Below are 15926 nucleotides of genomic sequence, written 5' to 3' on the forward strand. Positions count from 1 at the left end.
TTTGTGAGTCATCGAACTCTTAATTAATCGGCTTGTGAAAATTCTTTCAGCGCACTCATTGCGGCTTCTGCTTTGTCTTTTTGCACAAAGATGTGGTCGTGATAAAAGCCAGCAATCACGTTGGCGCTAATGCCGTATGAGCCTAGCTTGGTGGCAAAGGCAGCTGTTAATCCAACCGCTTCAAGGCTTGAGTGTACCGACAAAGTAATCAAGCTAAACACACCATCGAAATCGAGTTGAGCTTGGCGTGCGGCATCCTCAGCGAGCACCAGTGTTAAACCTTCTTTCTCACGAAAAGTCGAGATTGGGTTGAGCTGAACATAGTCTGCTAACGCTCCGTCGACAGTGCAAAAAACATAGCTCCCGTCGATTAATTCTGGTGACATGGATTTCAGTAGGAGGTCTAGATCGGTAATGGCAGTCATAGTCAGTGTCCCTGCGTTAATAAGCTTATTGAAGATGTATGCAGTCACGATAGAAGTAACTGGCAGTTAAGTAAAATTAATGATTTTAATTCTACATCAGTTTTACTAATGGTAAGTTTTCCTCTTTATTGATGGCATCGTACTTCTACCAGCTTGTCGACTGTTCCATCTCACTTGATAGGTGATCGATAAAGGCTCTTAGCAGTGGCGTTACTTGCTTACGCGTTCCGTAAATAGCATGAACACCGAGCGTTTTAGGTTGCCATTCAGAAAGCAGTGGCACTAATAGACCATCACGCATCAAGGTTTCGACTGAAGGGAAGGGCAATATGCTGATCCCGTTGCCTTTCAAGGTGGCAGACAGCAATACTTCCGAGGTGTTTGCACTGATATTCCCTTTAATTGGGACTGATTCGAGCCCATTGGGGCCATTGAACGTCCAAGCGGTTTTGCCAAAGTAACTGAACGATAAACAGTTGTGGTGCGCTAGATCTTGGGCTTCTGTGGGGGTGCCTTTCTCTTTTAGATATTTAGGCGACGCGCAAATCACGGAGCGGCATTCACCGATCTGCTTCGCGACAATATTGGGCGTCAGTTCGTTGGTTATGCGAATGGCTAAATCGATGCGTGACTCAACCAGATTGACTGTCTGATCAGTCGAGATAATGTCGATAGAAACCTCTGGCCATTTGGCGATGAAACGACTAATTGATTCCATCAAGAAGCTATCGACAATCGAGTAGCTCGCAGTAATACGCAGCTGACCTTTTAAATGCTCTCGGTTTTGGTTTCTGATTCCAGCTAGGGATGCTTCCAGTGCCAAAAGTTCTCTGGCGACCTCAAGTGTTTCTTTACCTGCGCTGGTTAAACTCAAGCTTCGTGTTGTTCTGTGAAGCAAGCGTGTGTCCATCCATGTTTCTAACTCACTCAAATAACGAGTGACCTTGGTTCGTGAGAGATCAAGGTGCTCTGCCGCTGCGCTCAAACTGCCACGTTCCACGATGGTGACAAAGACATCCATTGCCTCGAGTTTATCCATTGTTTTATTGCCTAGAGAATTAAACCGACCTCAGTATATGTCCGAAAACTGCAACAGTTAAAGTCAATTTGATAGCTATTTCATCTAAAAACAATCAAATAAGATATTTGGACATTCAGCGAGTTGGCAGGTGTTCAACTCCAAATACCGGAATAAAGCCATGAATACATTATCGAAAAACCTGTTATCAAAAAGCATGCTTTTAGGAACCATAAGCCTAGGAACCGTAATGGCATCAAGTGTTGCTTTAGCTGCGGATCTGAATATCACTCACTATAACCCCGGCGAGAACGCGATATTCCCAGCCAGCTCGGTATTGGTCTCGGGTGAGAAAGAAGTGATCTTATTTGACGCACAATTCAGTGTGGCTGATGGGCAAAAGCTAGTGGAGCAAATCAAAGCCACAGGCAACAAATTATCGATGATTTACATCAGTAGCGGCGACCCAGATTACTACTTTGGTTTGGAACCGATAGTTTCGGCATTTCCCAACGTTAAGGTCGTTGCCAGTGAAGCCGTTGTCGCGCATATCAAACGCACCAAAGATGCAAAGCTTGAATACTGGGGACCTATATTAGAAGGCAATGCGCCCTCTAAGGTGATTGTTCCAACGGTGATGAAAGGCTCAACATTAAGCATCGAAGGTGAAACTATCGAAGTGAAAGAGATAAACACACATCAAGCTTACCTGTGGGTGCCATCTGAAAAGACTGTATTTGGTGGCGTGTCGGTGTATAGCGGCGTGCATGTATGGATGGCAGATACTGCATCGAAAGAGATTCGTAGCCGTTGGTCACAATCGTTGGATCGTATGAAAGCACTTGAGCCAGAGGTTGTAATTCCGGGTCACTATTTAGGTGAAATGCCAACTGGGATAAATGCAGTTCAGTTCACGCAGGATTATGTGGCTGATATTGAAAAAGCATTGGTGAGCAAAAGTAATCCAACATCGGTCGAGATCAGTGATTATATGAAGAAAGCCTACCCGAAATTTGAGGCTACGGAAGGCGATTTAGAACTTGGCGCGAAAGTGCTGAGTGGCGAGATGGTTTGGTACTAGAGTTGATTATCTCGGTTGTGTCGCAGAACAGTCTGAAGATTGTATGCTAGATTTATTAGTGATACACAACTGGAGATATCGATGATCTGGCTTTCAGTGAAAGTACTACAGATTGGACTTGTCTATGGATACAGGAAGTATCAAAAAACGAAAAGAGCTCCAGTTTAGGGGCTCTTTTTTTGTTTCGGAGAGACGATTTCTATTTCAAGTGGGAAAGAAAATCTGCATTTGCCCGGTTTACTGTTAGTAGCTAGATTAGCCTAGTAGCCAGATCCGCCCCTAATACCACCAATAAGCGAAAGTATGTTGAAAATAGAACCCATTACTCCTCACATCGGAGCTCGCATCCACGAATTAGAGCTTTCTACATGCAGTGCTGATGAACTTGATAAGGTGTATCAAGCGCTTATTACCCATCAAGTGATTTTTCTCGACGGGCAGACTTTGTCTCCAGAACAACACTTGATGATTGCAGAACGCTTTGGAACGTTAGAACCTGCACATCCTTTCTTCCCTCGCGTGGAAAGTGCGCCTCAAGTGAGTGTGATTGAAACAACCCGTGGCAATGCGCCAATGGAAAGTTATTGGCATACCGACTTAACGTGGCGCAGCTTGCCGTCGAAAGCTTCCCTGTTGCATGCTCAACACATTCCAAGCGTCGGTGGTGACACTATCTGGTGTTCTATGACGGCGGTTTTTGAATCTCTTAATGAAGATATTAAAGCTAAGTTGAGAGGGTTGTCGGCGACTCATTCGCTGGTGGCCTTTGAAGGTATAGAATCAGAAGACATTGAGCTCGATTGGCACAAGTCCTTGATTAAAACAGCACAGGAGAATCCGCCAGTGGTTCACCCGGTTGTTCAAATTCATCCTGAAACGGGTAAGGAAACGCTTTATATCAATGAACAGTTTACGCGTTATATCAATGAGCTCGACCGCAAAGAGAGTGATGTTTTACTCAGCCAACTGTTTGAAATTGCGAGACGCCCTGAGTTTCAAGTTCGTTTCAAATGGGACAACGGCTCAATGGCGATCTGGGATAACAGGGTAACGCAACATTACGCAGTGATAGATTACGGCGATACTCCAAGAAAAATGCATCGAGTAACAGTTACATAACAGTAAGTAAGAGGGGTAATTGGTGTAGGCGCTAGCGGACAAGTCTCAGGAACTCAGGTTTAGTGTCTGAATTAAAGTATAAAACTGAGACTTTATTCATCTAAGCTTAATAATAAAAACAAATCTGTTGGTTCTTTGATTGAAACCCCACTGCTCGGACGTGATGTGTAATATAATCGGCGCCAAAATATAAGTATAAAAACCAAATCATAGAATTAATAAACGTCAGGGCTTAGAGAACAAAGTATTTCGTATGAACGCGATTCGTAAAGTTTACCAGTACGCAGAACCAAACCTTACTCTCGTAGGTTGGATGGGCTTTGTCGGCTTTCCAATTTACTACATTGTGTGGGAGTTTTTGTTTCCGCAACCCTACGAAAACTTAGCGCTTCGCCTGTTTTGCTCGGTATTGTTCTTTGGCATTATATTTCGTAATCGTGTCCCATTTGAATGGCGAAAATACCTTCCGGCTTATTATCAAGTTGCTGTAACTATCTGTTTGCCAGGTTTCTTTTTCTACATGCTGCTAATGAATAATTGGTCCAACGTTTGGGTTATGTCATTCATGTCGGCTATTTTCCTCCATATTTTATTGGTGCACGTGACGAGAGTGATGTTTGCACAAACCTTTGCCGGTATTGGGATTGCTACGTTGTGTGCTTGGATTGCACAAGGTTTCTACCTCGAACTCACAATGGATTGGACGCATGTGCCAATCTTTTTGTTTATCTACTTATTCGGCAACTTGTTCTACTTCCGCAATCAGGTGGAACATGAAAACAAGGTGTCATTGGCGAAGTCTTTTGGTGCGGGTATTGCCCACGAGATGCGAAACCCTCTAAGCGGATTACTTACCTCTATTGATGTTATGCAGTCTATATTGCCTAACCCTAAAAGTGGCGTTCAAAAAGGGCAATATGCGTTAAGCAATGAAGAAGTGATTCAGTTGCGTGAAGTGGGCGATGAAGCGATGGAGATCATTCATTCCGGCAACGAAACGATTGATCTGTTACTGACTTCAATTGATGAAAACCGCGTCTCTCGCTCTACGTTTAAGAAGCATTCAGCGCAAGCGGTGGTTGAGGATGCGATAGACAGCTTCAATTACAAACGTACTGCTGATAAGTCAGCAATCTCCTTGGATGTGCAGAGTAACTTTGAGTTCTTGGGCAGCGACACCTTGCTGAAATACGTCATGTATAACCTGTTCAAGAATGCGTTCCATCATCGTAGCCCTGAAGATTTCCATATTCATGTCACCATGTTCAGTGATGAAGTGACGAACCAAATTATGGTGACGGATAACGGGTCTGGTATTTCGAGCGATATCATTCGTCGTATTTTCCAAGATTTTTACACCACAGGCCAGTCGGGTAATTACGGGCTGGGTTTACCATTTTGTAAGAAGGTGATGCGTTCGTTTGGTGGTGAGATTAAATGCCAGTCTGAAGTGGAACAATGGACGCAGTTTACGATGACGTTCCCATCTTTGGCTTCAAATACAGTGAAAGAGATCAAGAGTGAGCTCACTAAGCTGAAGACCGTATTAATGGTGAGCGACCAGAAGATTCTGACCAGTAAAATGACCGAGATATCGCGTTTTATGGGCTTTGAACTTGCCGTCTTAGATGTCGCATCTGCGCTTAAGAACAAGGAGTATCAGTTCGAATTCGATCTGATCTTTGTTGATATGGAGAGCTTGGATTTAAGAGCCAATTGCCTCGATAGGATTGAATCGTTACTTTCGTTTACTGAGGCGCGAATCATTTACTTGTATGAGCGTCATCCTATCAAGCATGTACGTAACATCTCTTTCGAGCCTATTTGGGTGGAAACACAAGTCTGGCTACTGAATACTAAAGCGACCATTGACCGTTTACTGTTTGACTCCAACTACGTGATGACATCGGTTGCTGTAAAACCGCTAGAGGCCACCACTAAACGTACGATTATGGTGGTCGATGACAATGAATCTCTACGCCGATTTACGGCAATGTTATTGGAAAAACAGGGCTTTGATGTTGTGCAGAAAGAAGACGGACAACAAGCCTTAGATGCGCTTGATACCGACGACATCGACTTGATCCTAATGGATATTGAAATGCCAATCATGGACGGTGTTGAAGCTTCTCGCCGAATTCGAAGTGCCGACAAAGAATACTCTTCGGTGCCGATTATTGCTCACACGGGTGACAGTTCTCCCGTTACCTTGGAAAAGATGGAATCGTCAGGCATGTCGGACTTTATTGTTAAACCTGCCGACAAAAACCGACTGTTCGATAAAATTGCTCACTGGATTTAGCGGATGTAATCGTCTGAAGTTCACGGGCAGTGGGTAGACATAGATTCAAGAAAGAGCTCAGCGAATTGCTGGGCTCTTTTTGTATCGCGACATGATAGCGTCCATTCAGTCCTGCCGTTGGTGTTGGTTATAAATACGGTTCGAAAAAGGTTACACGAACTCTAACTCGGGGTGATGGTACGCTTCGTGACAAACCGTGAGCACATGGTCAATGTCTCTTGGCGTCATGTCGGCATTCACTGAAAAACGGATGATGTTTTTGTTCTTGCCAGTAGCAGGGCGGCAGAAAACCGCACCGAACACGTCACGCTGTTCTAGGAAGTCACGCACTCGTTCAGTGTTTCTTTCATTGCCGCACTCTAGCGCTACAATTTGAGACTCACTGCGGATATTAAAGCCAATTCGCTTTAGCCCCGTAGTCAGCGATTTTGCCCGATTGAATAAGGCTTCTCTTTTGTCTTCCGCACCTTTGATCACTTCCAACGTTTTCTCTAAACGAACCACCTCTTGTGGTAACACCGTCGAGCTAAAAATCGCAGGGTACGCCACAAACGGTAAGGTTCTAGAGAGTTGTTTAGGACCAAGGATTGCCCCAGCGCGGTAAGCAAAGGTTTTTGCCAAGCTAACGGTGATGAAGTCGACTTGGTTGGTGAGTCCTAACGCTTGCACTAAGCCTGCACCATTTTCTCCATGTGTACCCAGTGAATGGGATTCATCAACGACGACCGCACAATCAAACTCTTGCGCCATTTCGTAGATGTCGCGTAGTGGGGCAATGGTTCCGATTGTGCTGTATACAGAGTCGACAACAATGACGCCTGAGCCGTGGCGCTCTAACTGTTTGCGTAGGTGATTCATATTGTTATGCATAAACGGATGGGCAACTGCGCCGGCAGCCCGAACCCCTTCCCATAGGGACATGTGTGCAAGGAAATCAATATAAACAGGTGTGCCCGGTGGGCAGATGGTTTGCAATAGCCCAATATTGGCCGCCCAGCCCGATTGAGAAAGCAAACAGTTCTCCATTCCAACATAGTTCGCGAGCTCAGTTTCGAACGCAGGTTTAGACTGATCATCTTGTAAGAAAATAGCAGACATCACCACGTTGTCATCGTGCTCACAGATCGCCGCTTGATGGGCTTTTTGGATCTGTTTGTTGTGTGACAGCGCTAGGTAATCATTGCTCTGCATCACAACGGAATTGCGCTGGGGGCGTTTACCCAATACCAAATGCTTCTGGCTTTGGTTCTGGGTAATCAGGTCTTGAATATAGAAGTTCAAGCGCTCTTCGATAAAGGAAGGTAGTGGTTTGTTTTTTGTTTTATCACTCATAATAGTTCTCTTCAAATACAGGAAAACGCCAGCGCTGACGGTTGTATATTGACGATAAAAAGTGATGTGTCATTAGCCAAGTTGCATAAATTTGTGGGTGCTTGCAAACTCAGCATTTAAGGGTTTTGAGGCGAGTGGGTTTCCTTACGGTTCGGGGCTTTAACCGAATCAAGATAGGAATAATAGCCTTCTTTTTTATGACAAAAGGCTATTAGAATTCGGTGTTCGAAAGGCTTTTAAAAAAGCTGACTTTGAAAGGCTACGGGCTGTTAGCTGTTAGCTGTGAATATGGATAAGCTCGATTAAGGCATCCAATTGCTGCTTGGCTTCACCCTCTAACGAATACCCAATATTGATGCGTAAGCAGTTACTGTAAAGGTCGAGAGTACTGAACAGGTGTCCAAACCTAATATCAATGTTCTTCTCGCTAATGCCCTGAGAAAAGGCTGACTGGTTCAAGCTTGGGGTTTGTAGCCAAAGCACCATGCCACCTTGTGGATTACTTATCTTCACATCTCGAGGAAGGTGCTGAGCCAAATAACTTAGGTATTGCTGGCGCAAAGACAAGATCTGAGTGCATCTTCTCCTCACGTGCTTAGCGTATTGGCCAGATTCAATAAAGTCAGCAACCGCAAGTTGAGTAGGCAGGGCAATGCCGTAGCTCGCAGCAGAGAACTGAGCCTTGTATTCGTTGATAAATCTGCCCGGCAAGCACCATCCCAAACGGTAACTCGGTGACAAACTTTTCGATACTGATCCACACCATAAGACATAACCGCCTTTGTCGTAGTATTTCGCGGGGAGTGGTGTGTGTGAGGAGTAGGACAGTTCAAGATACACGTCATCTTCAATGATCGGCACTCGATATTGATTCGCTAATTCGGCAAGCTTCTGTTTTTGACTTGCCGACATATTGATCCCCTGAGGGTTCATATGAGAGGTACAAAAGATCGCGGCATCGACTCGCTTGTTCTTCAAATGCGCTTCCAGTTGTTGCAAGTCGACACCATCATCGAGCGATGGGATTTCTATGATCTGGCGTGACATCTTTCCGAGTAACTCCAGAATTCCATTGAAACAAGGAGAGCTAATCGCAATGGTGTCGCCTTCTTTGGTACACGATTCAAGTGCAGCTTTTATCGCCGACATGCAGCCAGCGGTGATCACCATCTCTTCAGGTGAAAAGTGCACATCGAGCTTGGCGAAGTGAGTGGATAATGCCTGTCGCAATATCGGCTCACCTTGTGTATCTGGGTAATGGTTGAGCCTGCTACTCATACGCCTAATAGCACGACGAAAACTTCGTTCCAGTTCTACGATCGACTGCTCATCATTGGTGGTGCTCGAAACCCCTAACGGCCCTTTGATTGAGTTGTGGGTCGAAGAGGTTTGCTTAACACTCGATATCTTACTCTCAAACTGTACCCACTCAGGCGTAGAGTGAGACGGCTTGTGAGGCGAGACAAAATACCCCGCTTGCGGTCGAGAATGTATCCAGCCTTGTGATTCCAGTTCTTGGTAACAGCTCACCACGGTCGACATGCTTATGGCTTGTTGCTTGGCCAATTGACGTAGCGAAGGCATGCGTCCGCCTTCCGCTCTTTTGCCTGTTTCTATCTCATCGATAAACTGATTGGCTAGCTTTCTATAGATACTCATTGTCACGACCGTTGTTAACTGTACTGGTTTTTATTATAAAAATTGTATCTGTACTGGTTTTATTGTTCAAGGGATACTCATTTAAAACAAAGGAGGGGTCAGTATGAAAAGAAATGATTTGTTGTTAGCGGTATTCGTCATGGCGATTTGGGGATTCAACTTCTCGATGATCAAAATGGGTGTGACTAATGTTCATCCGTTGTTAGCAACCGCCGCGCGTTTTTCGCTAGCGGTGATTCCGGTGATATTTTTTGTAGCGAGACCTAATGTCGCTTGGCGCTACTTAGTGAGTTATGGCTTTGTATTCGGTGTGGGAATTTGGGGTATGGCTTCATGGTCGATCACTGCTGGTTTATCGTCTGGGCTTTCATCGGTCTTGCTTTCAACCAACGTATTAATCGGCATGGCGGTTGGCGTGTGGGTGTTCAAGGAGAGTGCTTCTGTTCGTAAATTATTGGGTGCGATGCTAGCTATGTGTGCGTTGGCGGTATTGGTATCCGCAGCAACGGGCAATGTCACCGTTAATGGCGTGATCTTGATTATGATTGCGGCGTGCAGTTGGACCTTGATGGGCGTGATTGTTAAGGCATCGAAAACCACTCAAGCTTTTGCATTTAATGTCTGGGGGATGTTGTTTGCTCCAGTGCCATTAGTGTTATTTGCCGTGATGTTACACGGTGACCAAATTATCTGGCAGGGCATCGAACAATGGGATTGGAACACGACGATTGCGGTGCTGTTTCAAGCTTACCCAACCACGCTATTTGGTTATTGGGTATGGAATAAGCTGCTAATCCAATACCCGTTAAGTACGACCGCGCCGTTAACCTTGTTAGTGCCTATCTTCGCATTGATAAGTGGTTACTTTATGTATGACGAGGTGTTGTCTGTCGCTCAGGTTGTTGCATCAATACTGTTTCTTGTCGGGATTGGTTTGATTGTGAAACCTGCGAATACAACGAATACCAAAGCGACACAAACACTTGCCAAGCAAAAGTGATTGAAGAAAACTGATATTGCATGACCAGCTTTGAATGACAAATAAGACCTCGCACTTGTGAGGTCTTATTCTATGTATCGAATTTGATTAAAGTTATCTTACGGAAGGCGGTCAAGTTATCTGGAGAAACTTGCTAGTAATTGTTATGTTATATCGTATCAATAATGAGTGACTAGATTACTCGACATTTGGACATCGATATCATGGATAAAATTAAACAAGTCTTGCTGGTTGCGGGAACACACGGCAATGAGCTCTCAGGTATTTACCTAAATAAGCTGATCAAAGAGGGCATGTATGGGGCTGATCGTTCAACGTTCGCTGCGACTTCTGTTATCGCAAATCCGAAAGCGGTAGAACAGAATGTACGATACCTAGATACAGACCTAAACCGTCAGTTTGCTGTGGGTGATGAAGAAAGCGGATCTGACTTAGCTGAACAGGCGGTCGCGCGTCAGTTTGCTGAAAGGTATGCAAATCGAGAGCAACAATTGATCGTTGATTTACACAACACGACCAGCAATATGGGGGCGACATTAATCTTGCTGTCAAATGATGCTTTCTACCAAAAAATGGGCGCGTATGTGAAGCAACGTATGCCGGAAGCCAATATTCTTTTTGAAGACAGAAAACCGTGGGATGAGCAGCCATACCTGTGCACGGCAGGTGATCGCGGCGTCATGATTGAAGTAGGGGCTCAAGCGCATGGGTCACTCAAGTTCGACACTCTCAAACTGATGAAGCAGATGCTAACCTTGGTTCTTGATTACGTTGAGAACCATAACCTTAACCAAGTTAAAGCGTTACAAGACTACAGTGCTTTCTTCTATGTTGAGGAAGTGAATGTGCCACTTGGTCCTGATGGTATGCGAGTCGCTACGGTACACCCAGCGATTTGTGGCAGAGATTTCGAAGCCGTGAAGCAAGGTGAGCCGTTGTTAGCGACTTTCTTTGGTTATGATATCTATTGGGAGCGCGAACAAGATATCTATCCACATTTCATTAATGAGAGCGCTTACGCTAAAGCGAACATTGCGATGGCCTTGGCAGAGAAGCGTCTAGTTTCTGTAGGCTAATCAGGCTCAGAATTTTTCTAGGAGCTGATAAGACTGCTAATCCATAACAAGCAAATAAGCCCACTAGCTTTGGTATACAAGGCTAGTGGGCTTATTTCTTTCTATGACTTAAGCGATCATGCACTCAAGTAACTGGCTCTCAAGATCGTCGTCTATTTCTAGACCGATCACTTCTATTCTGGTTTCGATACACTCATCGAGTTCTGATTCCGTCAAGCCATCCTCTGTTAAGTTGTACCCGAAAATACCACTTTGAGTAATGAATACCGCTTTCATCCGCTCAGCTTTCAATCCAACTAAAAAGTGTCTCAAACGCTGGTGGTCAAACAGTTTCTCTGCAGAGAATCGCCAGCCAACGCTTTCAAAACCTTCACCTTGGTTAGTCGCTTTGATCATGCCGCTTTCTGGCATCGGTAATTCTGAAGCGAGCGGCTTTTCTTGCTGGTGATGATGATGATGGTGGTGGTGCGCTTGTTGGCCAAAGAAATTTGTATCTCCTTCGAACTCTTCAAAAGGGATTTTTCCATGGCGAGCGAAGACTAGCTTGGTATTCGGGTGACAAATTTCAGTCACGTATTCAGCCAGTTTCTCTGCGTCGCCATCTTGGTATAGGTCGACTTTGTTACCAACTACGGTATCGGCAATGGTGATTTGCTGATTGAAGGTATCGTGATCTGCATAGCGAGAATCAGAGAGCTTCCGTGCATCGACTAAGGTAACGTTTTTCTGCAGTGATAGTACTTTACGGTAATGTTCAGAGGACAAAACTTGCAGCACTTCTTTAGGGTGACCAAGCCCTGTTGGTTCGATTAACAAACGATCGGGTTTGGCTTCGGTAAGCAGTTGATTGAGCGCGATTTGCATCGGTAAACCTGCCGCACAACACATGCAACCACCGGGTACTTCACGAATGAACACTTGTTGTGTGGTCTGGTTGCCTTGAATCAAGCTACCATCAACGCCGATTTCTCCAAACTCATTCACTAGCACAGCCCAGCGTTCATTTTCTGGTTTGTTCTTCATCAGGTTGAGAATCGCAGAGGTTTTTCCCACCCCAAGGAACCCAGTAATAATGTTAGTTGGAATGCCTAACATAGGTGACTTATCAGAGCTCATTAGCAATTCTCCTATAGCCTTGAACTAGGGTGTGGTTGGCTGATACCACAGACTCTGAAAATGCAGAGTATTCAGGCGGTACTTTGGAGATGCTATTTAAGTCAAACCCAGAGCCTATATTGGTCATTGGTGGAACATGGAAGTTTTCCGGTAAATCGAGGCCATCTACCACACAGTTGTGGCGAATGACGCAACCTTTGCCAATCACAGCATTGAATACCACCGAGTTGAAGCCAATAAAGACATCGTCACAAACTTCACATGGCCCATGAATGATGGAACGGTGAGCGATAGAAGATCGTTCTCCAATGGTAACCGCTGCTCCTGCTTTTGAGTGTATGACGACACCATCTTGAATATTGGTATCGCGCTTAATCACGATTGCTTCCATGTCACCTTGTTCGTTAACCTCGTCGGCACGAATGACGGCGTAGGGGCCGATAAACACGTTATCTTCAATGATAACTTTCCCGCAGATGATAGCGGTCGGGTCAATGAAGGCGGTTTCCGATACGTTCGGCATATGGCCGCTAGGGTTTCTTCTTAACATATTGAGCTCTTTTATTTTTTTAGTGCCGCTGGGTCTAGCTTTACAAGTGGCCAGAGATTTATTTCGTTGTTTAGATGGAGGTTTGTTTCTTAGTGGAGGCTCTAACGTTCAAAGGAGAGCCTCATTGCCGGTGTTGGCAGAGTGCTTTGTTTGACGATGTCTTGAGTCTTTTGATCTGCGAATGCCTCAGGATGGCTATACACTCGGGCTCCATTTACCCATGTGTGCCTTATCTGAGCGGAGAACTCATGCCCTGAAAATGGTGACCATACACATTGGTATAAGCTGTTTTCATCGCTGACTAAGGTTGGTGCTTGCGAGTCAACCAAAACTAAATCGGCGTAGTAACCTTCACGAAGAAAGCCTCGGTCACGAATTGCATAGCGCAGTGCTGGGTTGTGAGACGTTTTCTCTACAACCTGAGTCATTGTCATTCTTCCTGACTTCACATGGTCAAATAGGGTCAACAAAGCGTGCTGGACTAAAGGCAAACCGGCGGGTGCTTGTTCATAGGGAACCTGTTTTTCTTCCCATGTATGAGGTGCGTGATCCGTCGCAATAATGTCGATTTTTCCCGAATTCAAAGCCGCTAATAACGCGTTACGATCACTCGGGTATTTGATGGCAGGGTTACACTTAATCTGATTGCCCAACGTTGCGTAGTCTTGGTTGCTAAACCAAAGGTGGTGGACACAAGCTTCAGCCGTAATGTGCTTGTTTTGAATGGGGCCAGCTTCAAACAGTGAGAGTTCTTTCTCAGTCGTGATGTGCAGTACATGAAGTTGACTGCTGTGATTTTTGGCTAGCTCTACGGCGTATGACGAAGAGGCGTAGCAAGCATTGGCGTCTCGCAGAGTAGGGTGGTCTTCAATCGTGAATTCGGCTTTCTCTTGTCTCAGTTTTTCTTGGTTTTGGGCAATGACAGGGCCGCTTTCACAATGGGTAACGATAAGGACGGGAGAGTCGCGGAATATAGCATCTAGCGCTTGAGGATCTTCCACCAATAGGTTGCCAGTGGAAGCGCCCATAAACACCTTCACCCCACAATGATTCTTAGGGTCGAGTTGTTTGATTTGTTCAAGGTTGTCTTCGGTCGCACCAAGGTAAAATGAATAATTTGCCAGTGAGCTTTGTGCTGCAATATCAAACTTTCGTTCTAATGCTTCAATGGTGGTGGTCGCCGGGTTTACGTTCGGCATTTCCATATAACTCGTAATGCCGCCAGCAACTGCAGCTCGTGATTCGGTGGCGATTGAGCCTTTGTGAGTGAGGCCGGGTTCGCGAAAATGGACTTGGTCGTCAATCATCCCTGGAAGGAGATAGCACCCTTGAGCGTCAATAATCTCATCGTCTGGTTTTGGTTCAATGTTGTTGGCAATTCTTTCTATTCGCTGGTTAACGATCAATAGATCCGATTCGGCAATGATGCCTTCATTGACCAAGCGGGCATTCTTGATGAGTGTTGCAGACATAGCGGTTCATTCTTCCTTTTTGATTAGTGCTAATGCTGGGGGAGTGTTTAATAAAATAGCGTTACGGCTATGCTTCTTAGAGCTTAGAGCTTAGAGCTTAGAGCTTAGAGCTTATGTATCGACGCATTCATCACATACGCAGCTAATCTCTAACTGGGGGCTTGTTACAGTAAAGCCTTCTTGCTTTGCGTGAGATTGAAGATCGCGAATGATGGAAGGGGCGATGGTTTGTTCGCTGATTTTGTCGCACTTAGAGCAAATCAAAAACTGCGGGATGCCGTGCTCATGATCGCAAAGGATATGGTCGCAAAGTATGTACTTATTAGAGACTTGCAGTTTGTGCGCTAAGTGCTGCTCTTCAAGAAACTCCAACACTCGGTAAACCGACATCGCTTGAACGTGTTGATCAAAGTGTTCCTTACAATACTCAACGATTTCATAAGCAGACAGCGCTTTGTCGGCATGAACCAGTGCACGCAGTATCAACAGTCTTTTAGCGGTAAACTGTTTTCCGTTCGTTTTACAGCCTTGTTTTACGTGCTCGATGATCTCTTCGATGTCTCTCATTCAATCCACAAAATTAGTGATAATGTCGATATGTTATAACATAACAGTTGATTGCGGGGAACGAACTTTCACTTAAAGAACCTCTAGGTGGGATCTTTCTTTTGAGGCGACCAATGGATCTTGTTAGCAATAATTGCAATAGTAACGGTTGTTATCAAACTAAGGGACTGAGATATAGGATGATCATTCGTAAGGCAGAACAGTCGGACGCTAAACCGTTAGCACAACTGGCGGAAACGACATTTAGAGACACATTCGCAGCTCAGAATACCGTAGAGGATATGGAGGCTCATTGTCGTTCTTCATACAGTGAACAGCTGCAATCGCGAGAGATAGCTGACTCTGAATCCTTGACCATTGTAGTTGAACAAGACAACCAGCTGATTGCATTCGCTAAGCTTAACTGGAAGACGGCACCAAGTTGTGTCTTAGGTCAGTCGATAGGTGAAATTCAACGTCTATACATTGATAAGTCATGGCATGGGAAAGGCATTGCTCAAGACATGATGGCGGAATGTTTCGATATCTTAAAAGCACGAGGTAACGACGTAGTTTGGCTTGGTGTGTGGGAGCATAACCCGCGAGCTATCGCTTTCTATAACAAGTTCGATTTTGAAAAAGTGGGTGAGCACGTATTTCCGCTAGGTAACGATCCGCAAAGAGATATTATCTTAGTGCGTACTTTGTAGATGAAGATGAGCTGTTTATTACTCATCATTTTGCATGTTGTGCCAAAGAAGCTTTCTTATAATGATTGGATTACTGATTAAAACCCCAAAAGAGAGTGGGTTGTTATAAGTGAATTCGAATTAAATTCTGAAATGATACAAATCTCATATTTAATAACGCTTATTTAGTAACCTCTGTTGAGTCCCATATCAAATCAAGTGGCTGATTTTATTGGGTATCGGAGAAAAGTCTCAAAAATTATTATTTAGATCGCTAAAGTTTTAAATTCTACTAAATGTTATTTGTATGGGGTATAACTCCATTTGGTGGCTGTTGGGTAGATGGTTTTTAGCTATATATGTGAATTTTGAAGCGAGTTATCTTTCTGATTTGAAAGAATAATTAAATAGTTAAGATAAAAAAGTTGGCGAAAATCAGAAGCTTGGCATACACTTTCCTTGTAAATGACCTTATCTCATTGATTGAATAGGGTAAATGCTTTGGCGCTACTCACGATAGTAGCAATGTTTAACATAGCTT

General features: G+C 44.6%; 14 protein-coding genes. 6 read left to right on the top strand and 8 right to left on the bottom strand.

What is annotated here, in order from left to right:
• Positions 1-23 precede the first annotated feature (23 nt).
• The gene (locus HRQ85_RS08870; protein ID WP_172379378.1) at positions 24-425 is read right to left on the bottom strand and encodes an ACT domain-containing protein; all 402 of its coding nucleotides are present in this window, start codon (positions 423-425) and stop codon (positions 24-26) included.
• 145 nt (positions 426-570) lie between these two features.
• Positions 571-1464, bottom strand: a complete 894-nt coding sequence (locus HRQ85_RS08875) for a LysR family transcriptional regulator (RefSeq protein WP_172379379.1) — start codon at positions 1462-1464, stop codon at positions 571-573.
• A gap of 160 nt (positions 1465-1624) precedes the next feature.
• Between HRQ85_RS08875 and HRQ85_RS08880 the strand changes: the two genes are divergently transcribed.
• The 3 genes from HRQ85_RS08880 to HRQ85_RS08890 all read left to right on the top strand — a co-directional run bounded on the left by HRQ85_RS08880 (position 1625) and on the right by HRQ85_RS08890 (position 5945).
• A complete protein-coding gene (locus HRQ85_RS08880) occupies positions 1625-2524 on the top strand; it encodes a Vmh family MBL fold metallo-hydrolase (protein WP_172379380.1) in 900 nt (299 codons plus the stop codon).
• A 303-nt stretch (positions 2525-2827) separates the two neighbouring features.
• Positions 2828-3643 (top strand): TauD/TfdA dioxygenase family protein, encoded by an 816-nt coding sequence (locus tag HRQ85_RS08885; RefSeq protein ID WP_172379381.1) that lies wholly within the window; start codon positions 2828-2830, stop codon positions 3641-3643.
• A gap of 253 nt (positions 3644-3896) precedes the next feature.
• A complete protein-coding gene (locus HRQ85_RS08890; RefSeq protein WP_048611510.1) occupies positions 3897-5945 on the top strand; it encodes an ATP-binding response regulator in 2049 nt (682 codons plus the stop codon).
• A gap of 150 nt (positions 5946-6095) precedes the next feature.
• Here the strand turns inward: HRQ85_RS08890 and cqsA are convergent, their stop codons facing one another.
• A complete protein-coding gene (gene cqsA / locus HRQ85_RS08895) occupies positions 6096-7277 on the bottom strand; it encodes an alpha-hydroxyketone-type quorum-sensing autoinducer synthase (protein WP_172379382.1) in 1182 nt (393 codons plus the stop codon).
• 276 nt (positions 7278-7553) lie between these two features.
• Positions 7554-8936, bottom strand: coding sequence for an aminotransferase-like domain-containing protein (locus HRQ85_RS08900; RefSeq protein ID WP_172379383.1), 1383 nt, complete (start codon positions 8934-8936; stop codon positions 7554-7556).
• A 103-nt stretch (positions 8937-9039) separates the two neighbouring features.
• Here HRQ85_RS08900 and HRQ85_RS08905 point away from each other — a divergent pair, with 103 nt between their 5' ends.
• Positions 9040-9936 carry an EamA family transporter gene (locus tag HRQ85_RS08905; protein ID WP_172379384.1) on the top strand — a complete coding sequence of 299 codons (897 nt, stop codon included), beginning with the start codon at positions 9040-9042 and terminating at the stop codon, positions 9934-9936.
• A 203-nt stretch (positions 9937-10139) separates the two neighbouring features.
• Positions 10140-11012, top strand: coding sequence for an aspartoacylase (locus tag HRQ85_RS08910; RefSeq protein ID WP_172379385.1), 873 nt, complete (start codon positions 10140-10142; stop codon positions 11010-11012).
• A gap of 108 nt (positions 11013-11120) precedes the next feature.
• Here the strand turns inward: HRQ85_RS08910 and HRQ85_RS08915 are convergent, their stop codons facing one another.
• From HRQ85_RS08915 to HRQ85_RS08930, 4 genes are all read right to left on the bottom strand, one after another.
• Positions 11121-12128, bottom strand: a complete 1008-nt coding sequence (locus HRQ85_RS08915; RefSeq protein WP_172379386.1) for a CobW family GTP-binding protein — start codon at positions 12126-12128, stop codon at positions 11121-11123.
• The gene (locus tag HRQ85_RS08920) at positions 12118-12678 is read right to left on the bottom strand and encodes a carbonate dehydratase (protein WP_048611500.1); all 561 of its coding nucleotides are present in this window, start codon (positions 12676-12678) and stop codon (positions 12118-12120) included. The genes HRQ85_RS08915 and HRQ85_RS08920 overlap by 11 nt, the downstream gene beginning before the upstream one ends.
• 101 nt (positions 12679-12779) lie before the next feature.
• A complete protein-coding gene (locus HRQ85_RS08925) occupies positions 12780-14150 on the bottom strand; it encodes a dihydroorotase (RefSeq protein ID WP_172379387.1) in 1371 nt (456 codons plus the stop codon).
• A gap of 111 nt (positions 14151-14261) precedes the next feature.
• Positions 14262-14717, bottom strand: coding sequence for a Fur family transcriptional regulator (locus HRQ85_RS08930; RefSeq protein ID WP_050646753.1), 456 nt, complete (start codon positions 14715-14717; stop codon positions 14262-14264).
• Between the two features lie 179 nt (positions 14718-14896).
• On the opposite strand from HRQ85_RS08930, the gene HRQ85_RS08935 reads away from it, so the two are divergent.
• Entirely contained in the window at positions 14897-15406 is a 510-nt protein-coding gene (locus HRQ85_RS08935) for a GNAT family N-acetyltransferase (protein WP_172379388.1), read from the top strand.
• Positions 15407-15926: the final 520 nt, after the last annotated feature.

Source organism: Vibrio sp. Vb339 (assembly GCF_902751245.1).
Taxonomy (GTDB): domain Bacteria; phylum Pseudomonadota; class Gammaproteobacteria; order Enterobacterales; family Vibrionaceae; genus Vibrio; species Vibrio coralliirubri.

Bases quoted from the DNA above. Each gene is read 5' to 3' on its own strand.
- HRQ85_RS08870 (WP_172379378.1), bottom strand. From the start codon at position 425: ATGACTGCCATTACCGATCTAGACCTCCTACTGAAATCCATGTCACCA.
- HRQ85_RS08875 (WP_172379379.1), bottom strand. From the start codon at position 1,464: ATGGATAAACTCGAGGCAATGGATGTCTTTGTCACCATCGTGGAACGT.
- HRQ85_RS08880 (WP_172379380.1), top strand. From the start codon at position 1,625: ATGAATACATTATCGAAAAACCTGTTATCAAAAAGCATGCTTTTAGGA.
- HRQ85_RS08885 (WP_172379381.1), top strand. From the start codon at position 2,828: ATGTTGAAAATAGAACCCATTACTCCTCACATCGGAGCTCGCATCCAC.
- HRQ85_RS08890 (WP_048611510.1), top strand. From the start codon at position 3,897: ATGAACGCGATTCGTAAAGTTTACCAGTACGCAGAACCAAACCTTACT.
- cqsA (WP_172379382.1), bottom strand. From the start codon at position 7,277: ATGAGTGATAAAACAAAAAACAAACCACTACCTTCCTTTATCGAAGAG.
- HRQ85_RS08900 (WP_172379383.1), bottom strand. From the start codon at position 8,936: ATGAGTATCTATAGAAAGCTAGCCAATCAGTTTATCGATGAGATAGAA.
- HRQ85_RS08905 (WP_172379384.1), top strand. From the start codon at position 9,040: ATGAAAAGAAATGATTTGTTGTTAGCGGTATTCGTCATGGCGATTTGG.
- HRQ85_RS08910 (WP_172379385.1), top strand. From the start codon at position 10,140: ATGGATAAAATTAAACAAGTCTTGCTGGTTGCGGGAACACACGGCAAT.
- HRQ85_RS08915 (WP_172379386.1), bottom strand. From the start codon at position 12,128: ATGAGCTCTGATAAGTCACCTATGTTAGGCATTCCAACTAACATTATT.
- HRQ85_RS08920 (WP_048611500.1), bottom strand. From the start codon at position 12,678: ATGTTAAGAAGAAACCCTAGCGGCCATATGCCGAACGTATCGGAAACC.
- HRQ85_RS08925 (WP_172379387.1), bottom strand. From the start codon at position 14,150: ATGTCTGCAACACTCATCAAGAATGCCCGCTTGGTCAATGAAGGCATC.
- HRQ85_RS08930 (WP_050646753.1), bottom strand. From the start codon at position 14,717: ATGAGAGACATCGAAGAGATCATCGAGCACGTAAAACAAGGCTGTAAA.
- HRQ85_RS08935 (WP_172379388.1), top strand. From the start codon at position 14,897: ATGATCATTCGTAAGGCAGAACAGTCGGACGCTAAACCGTTAGCACAA.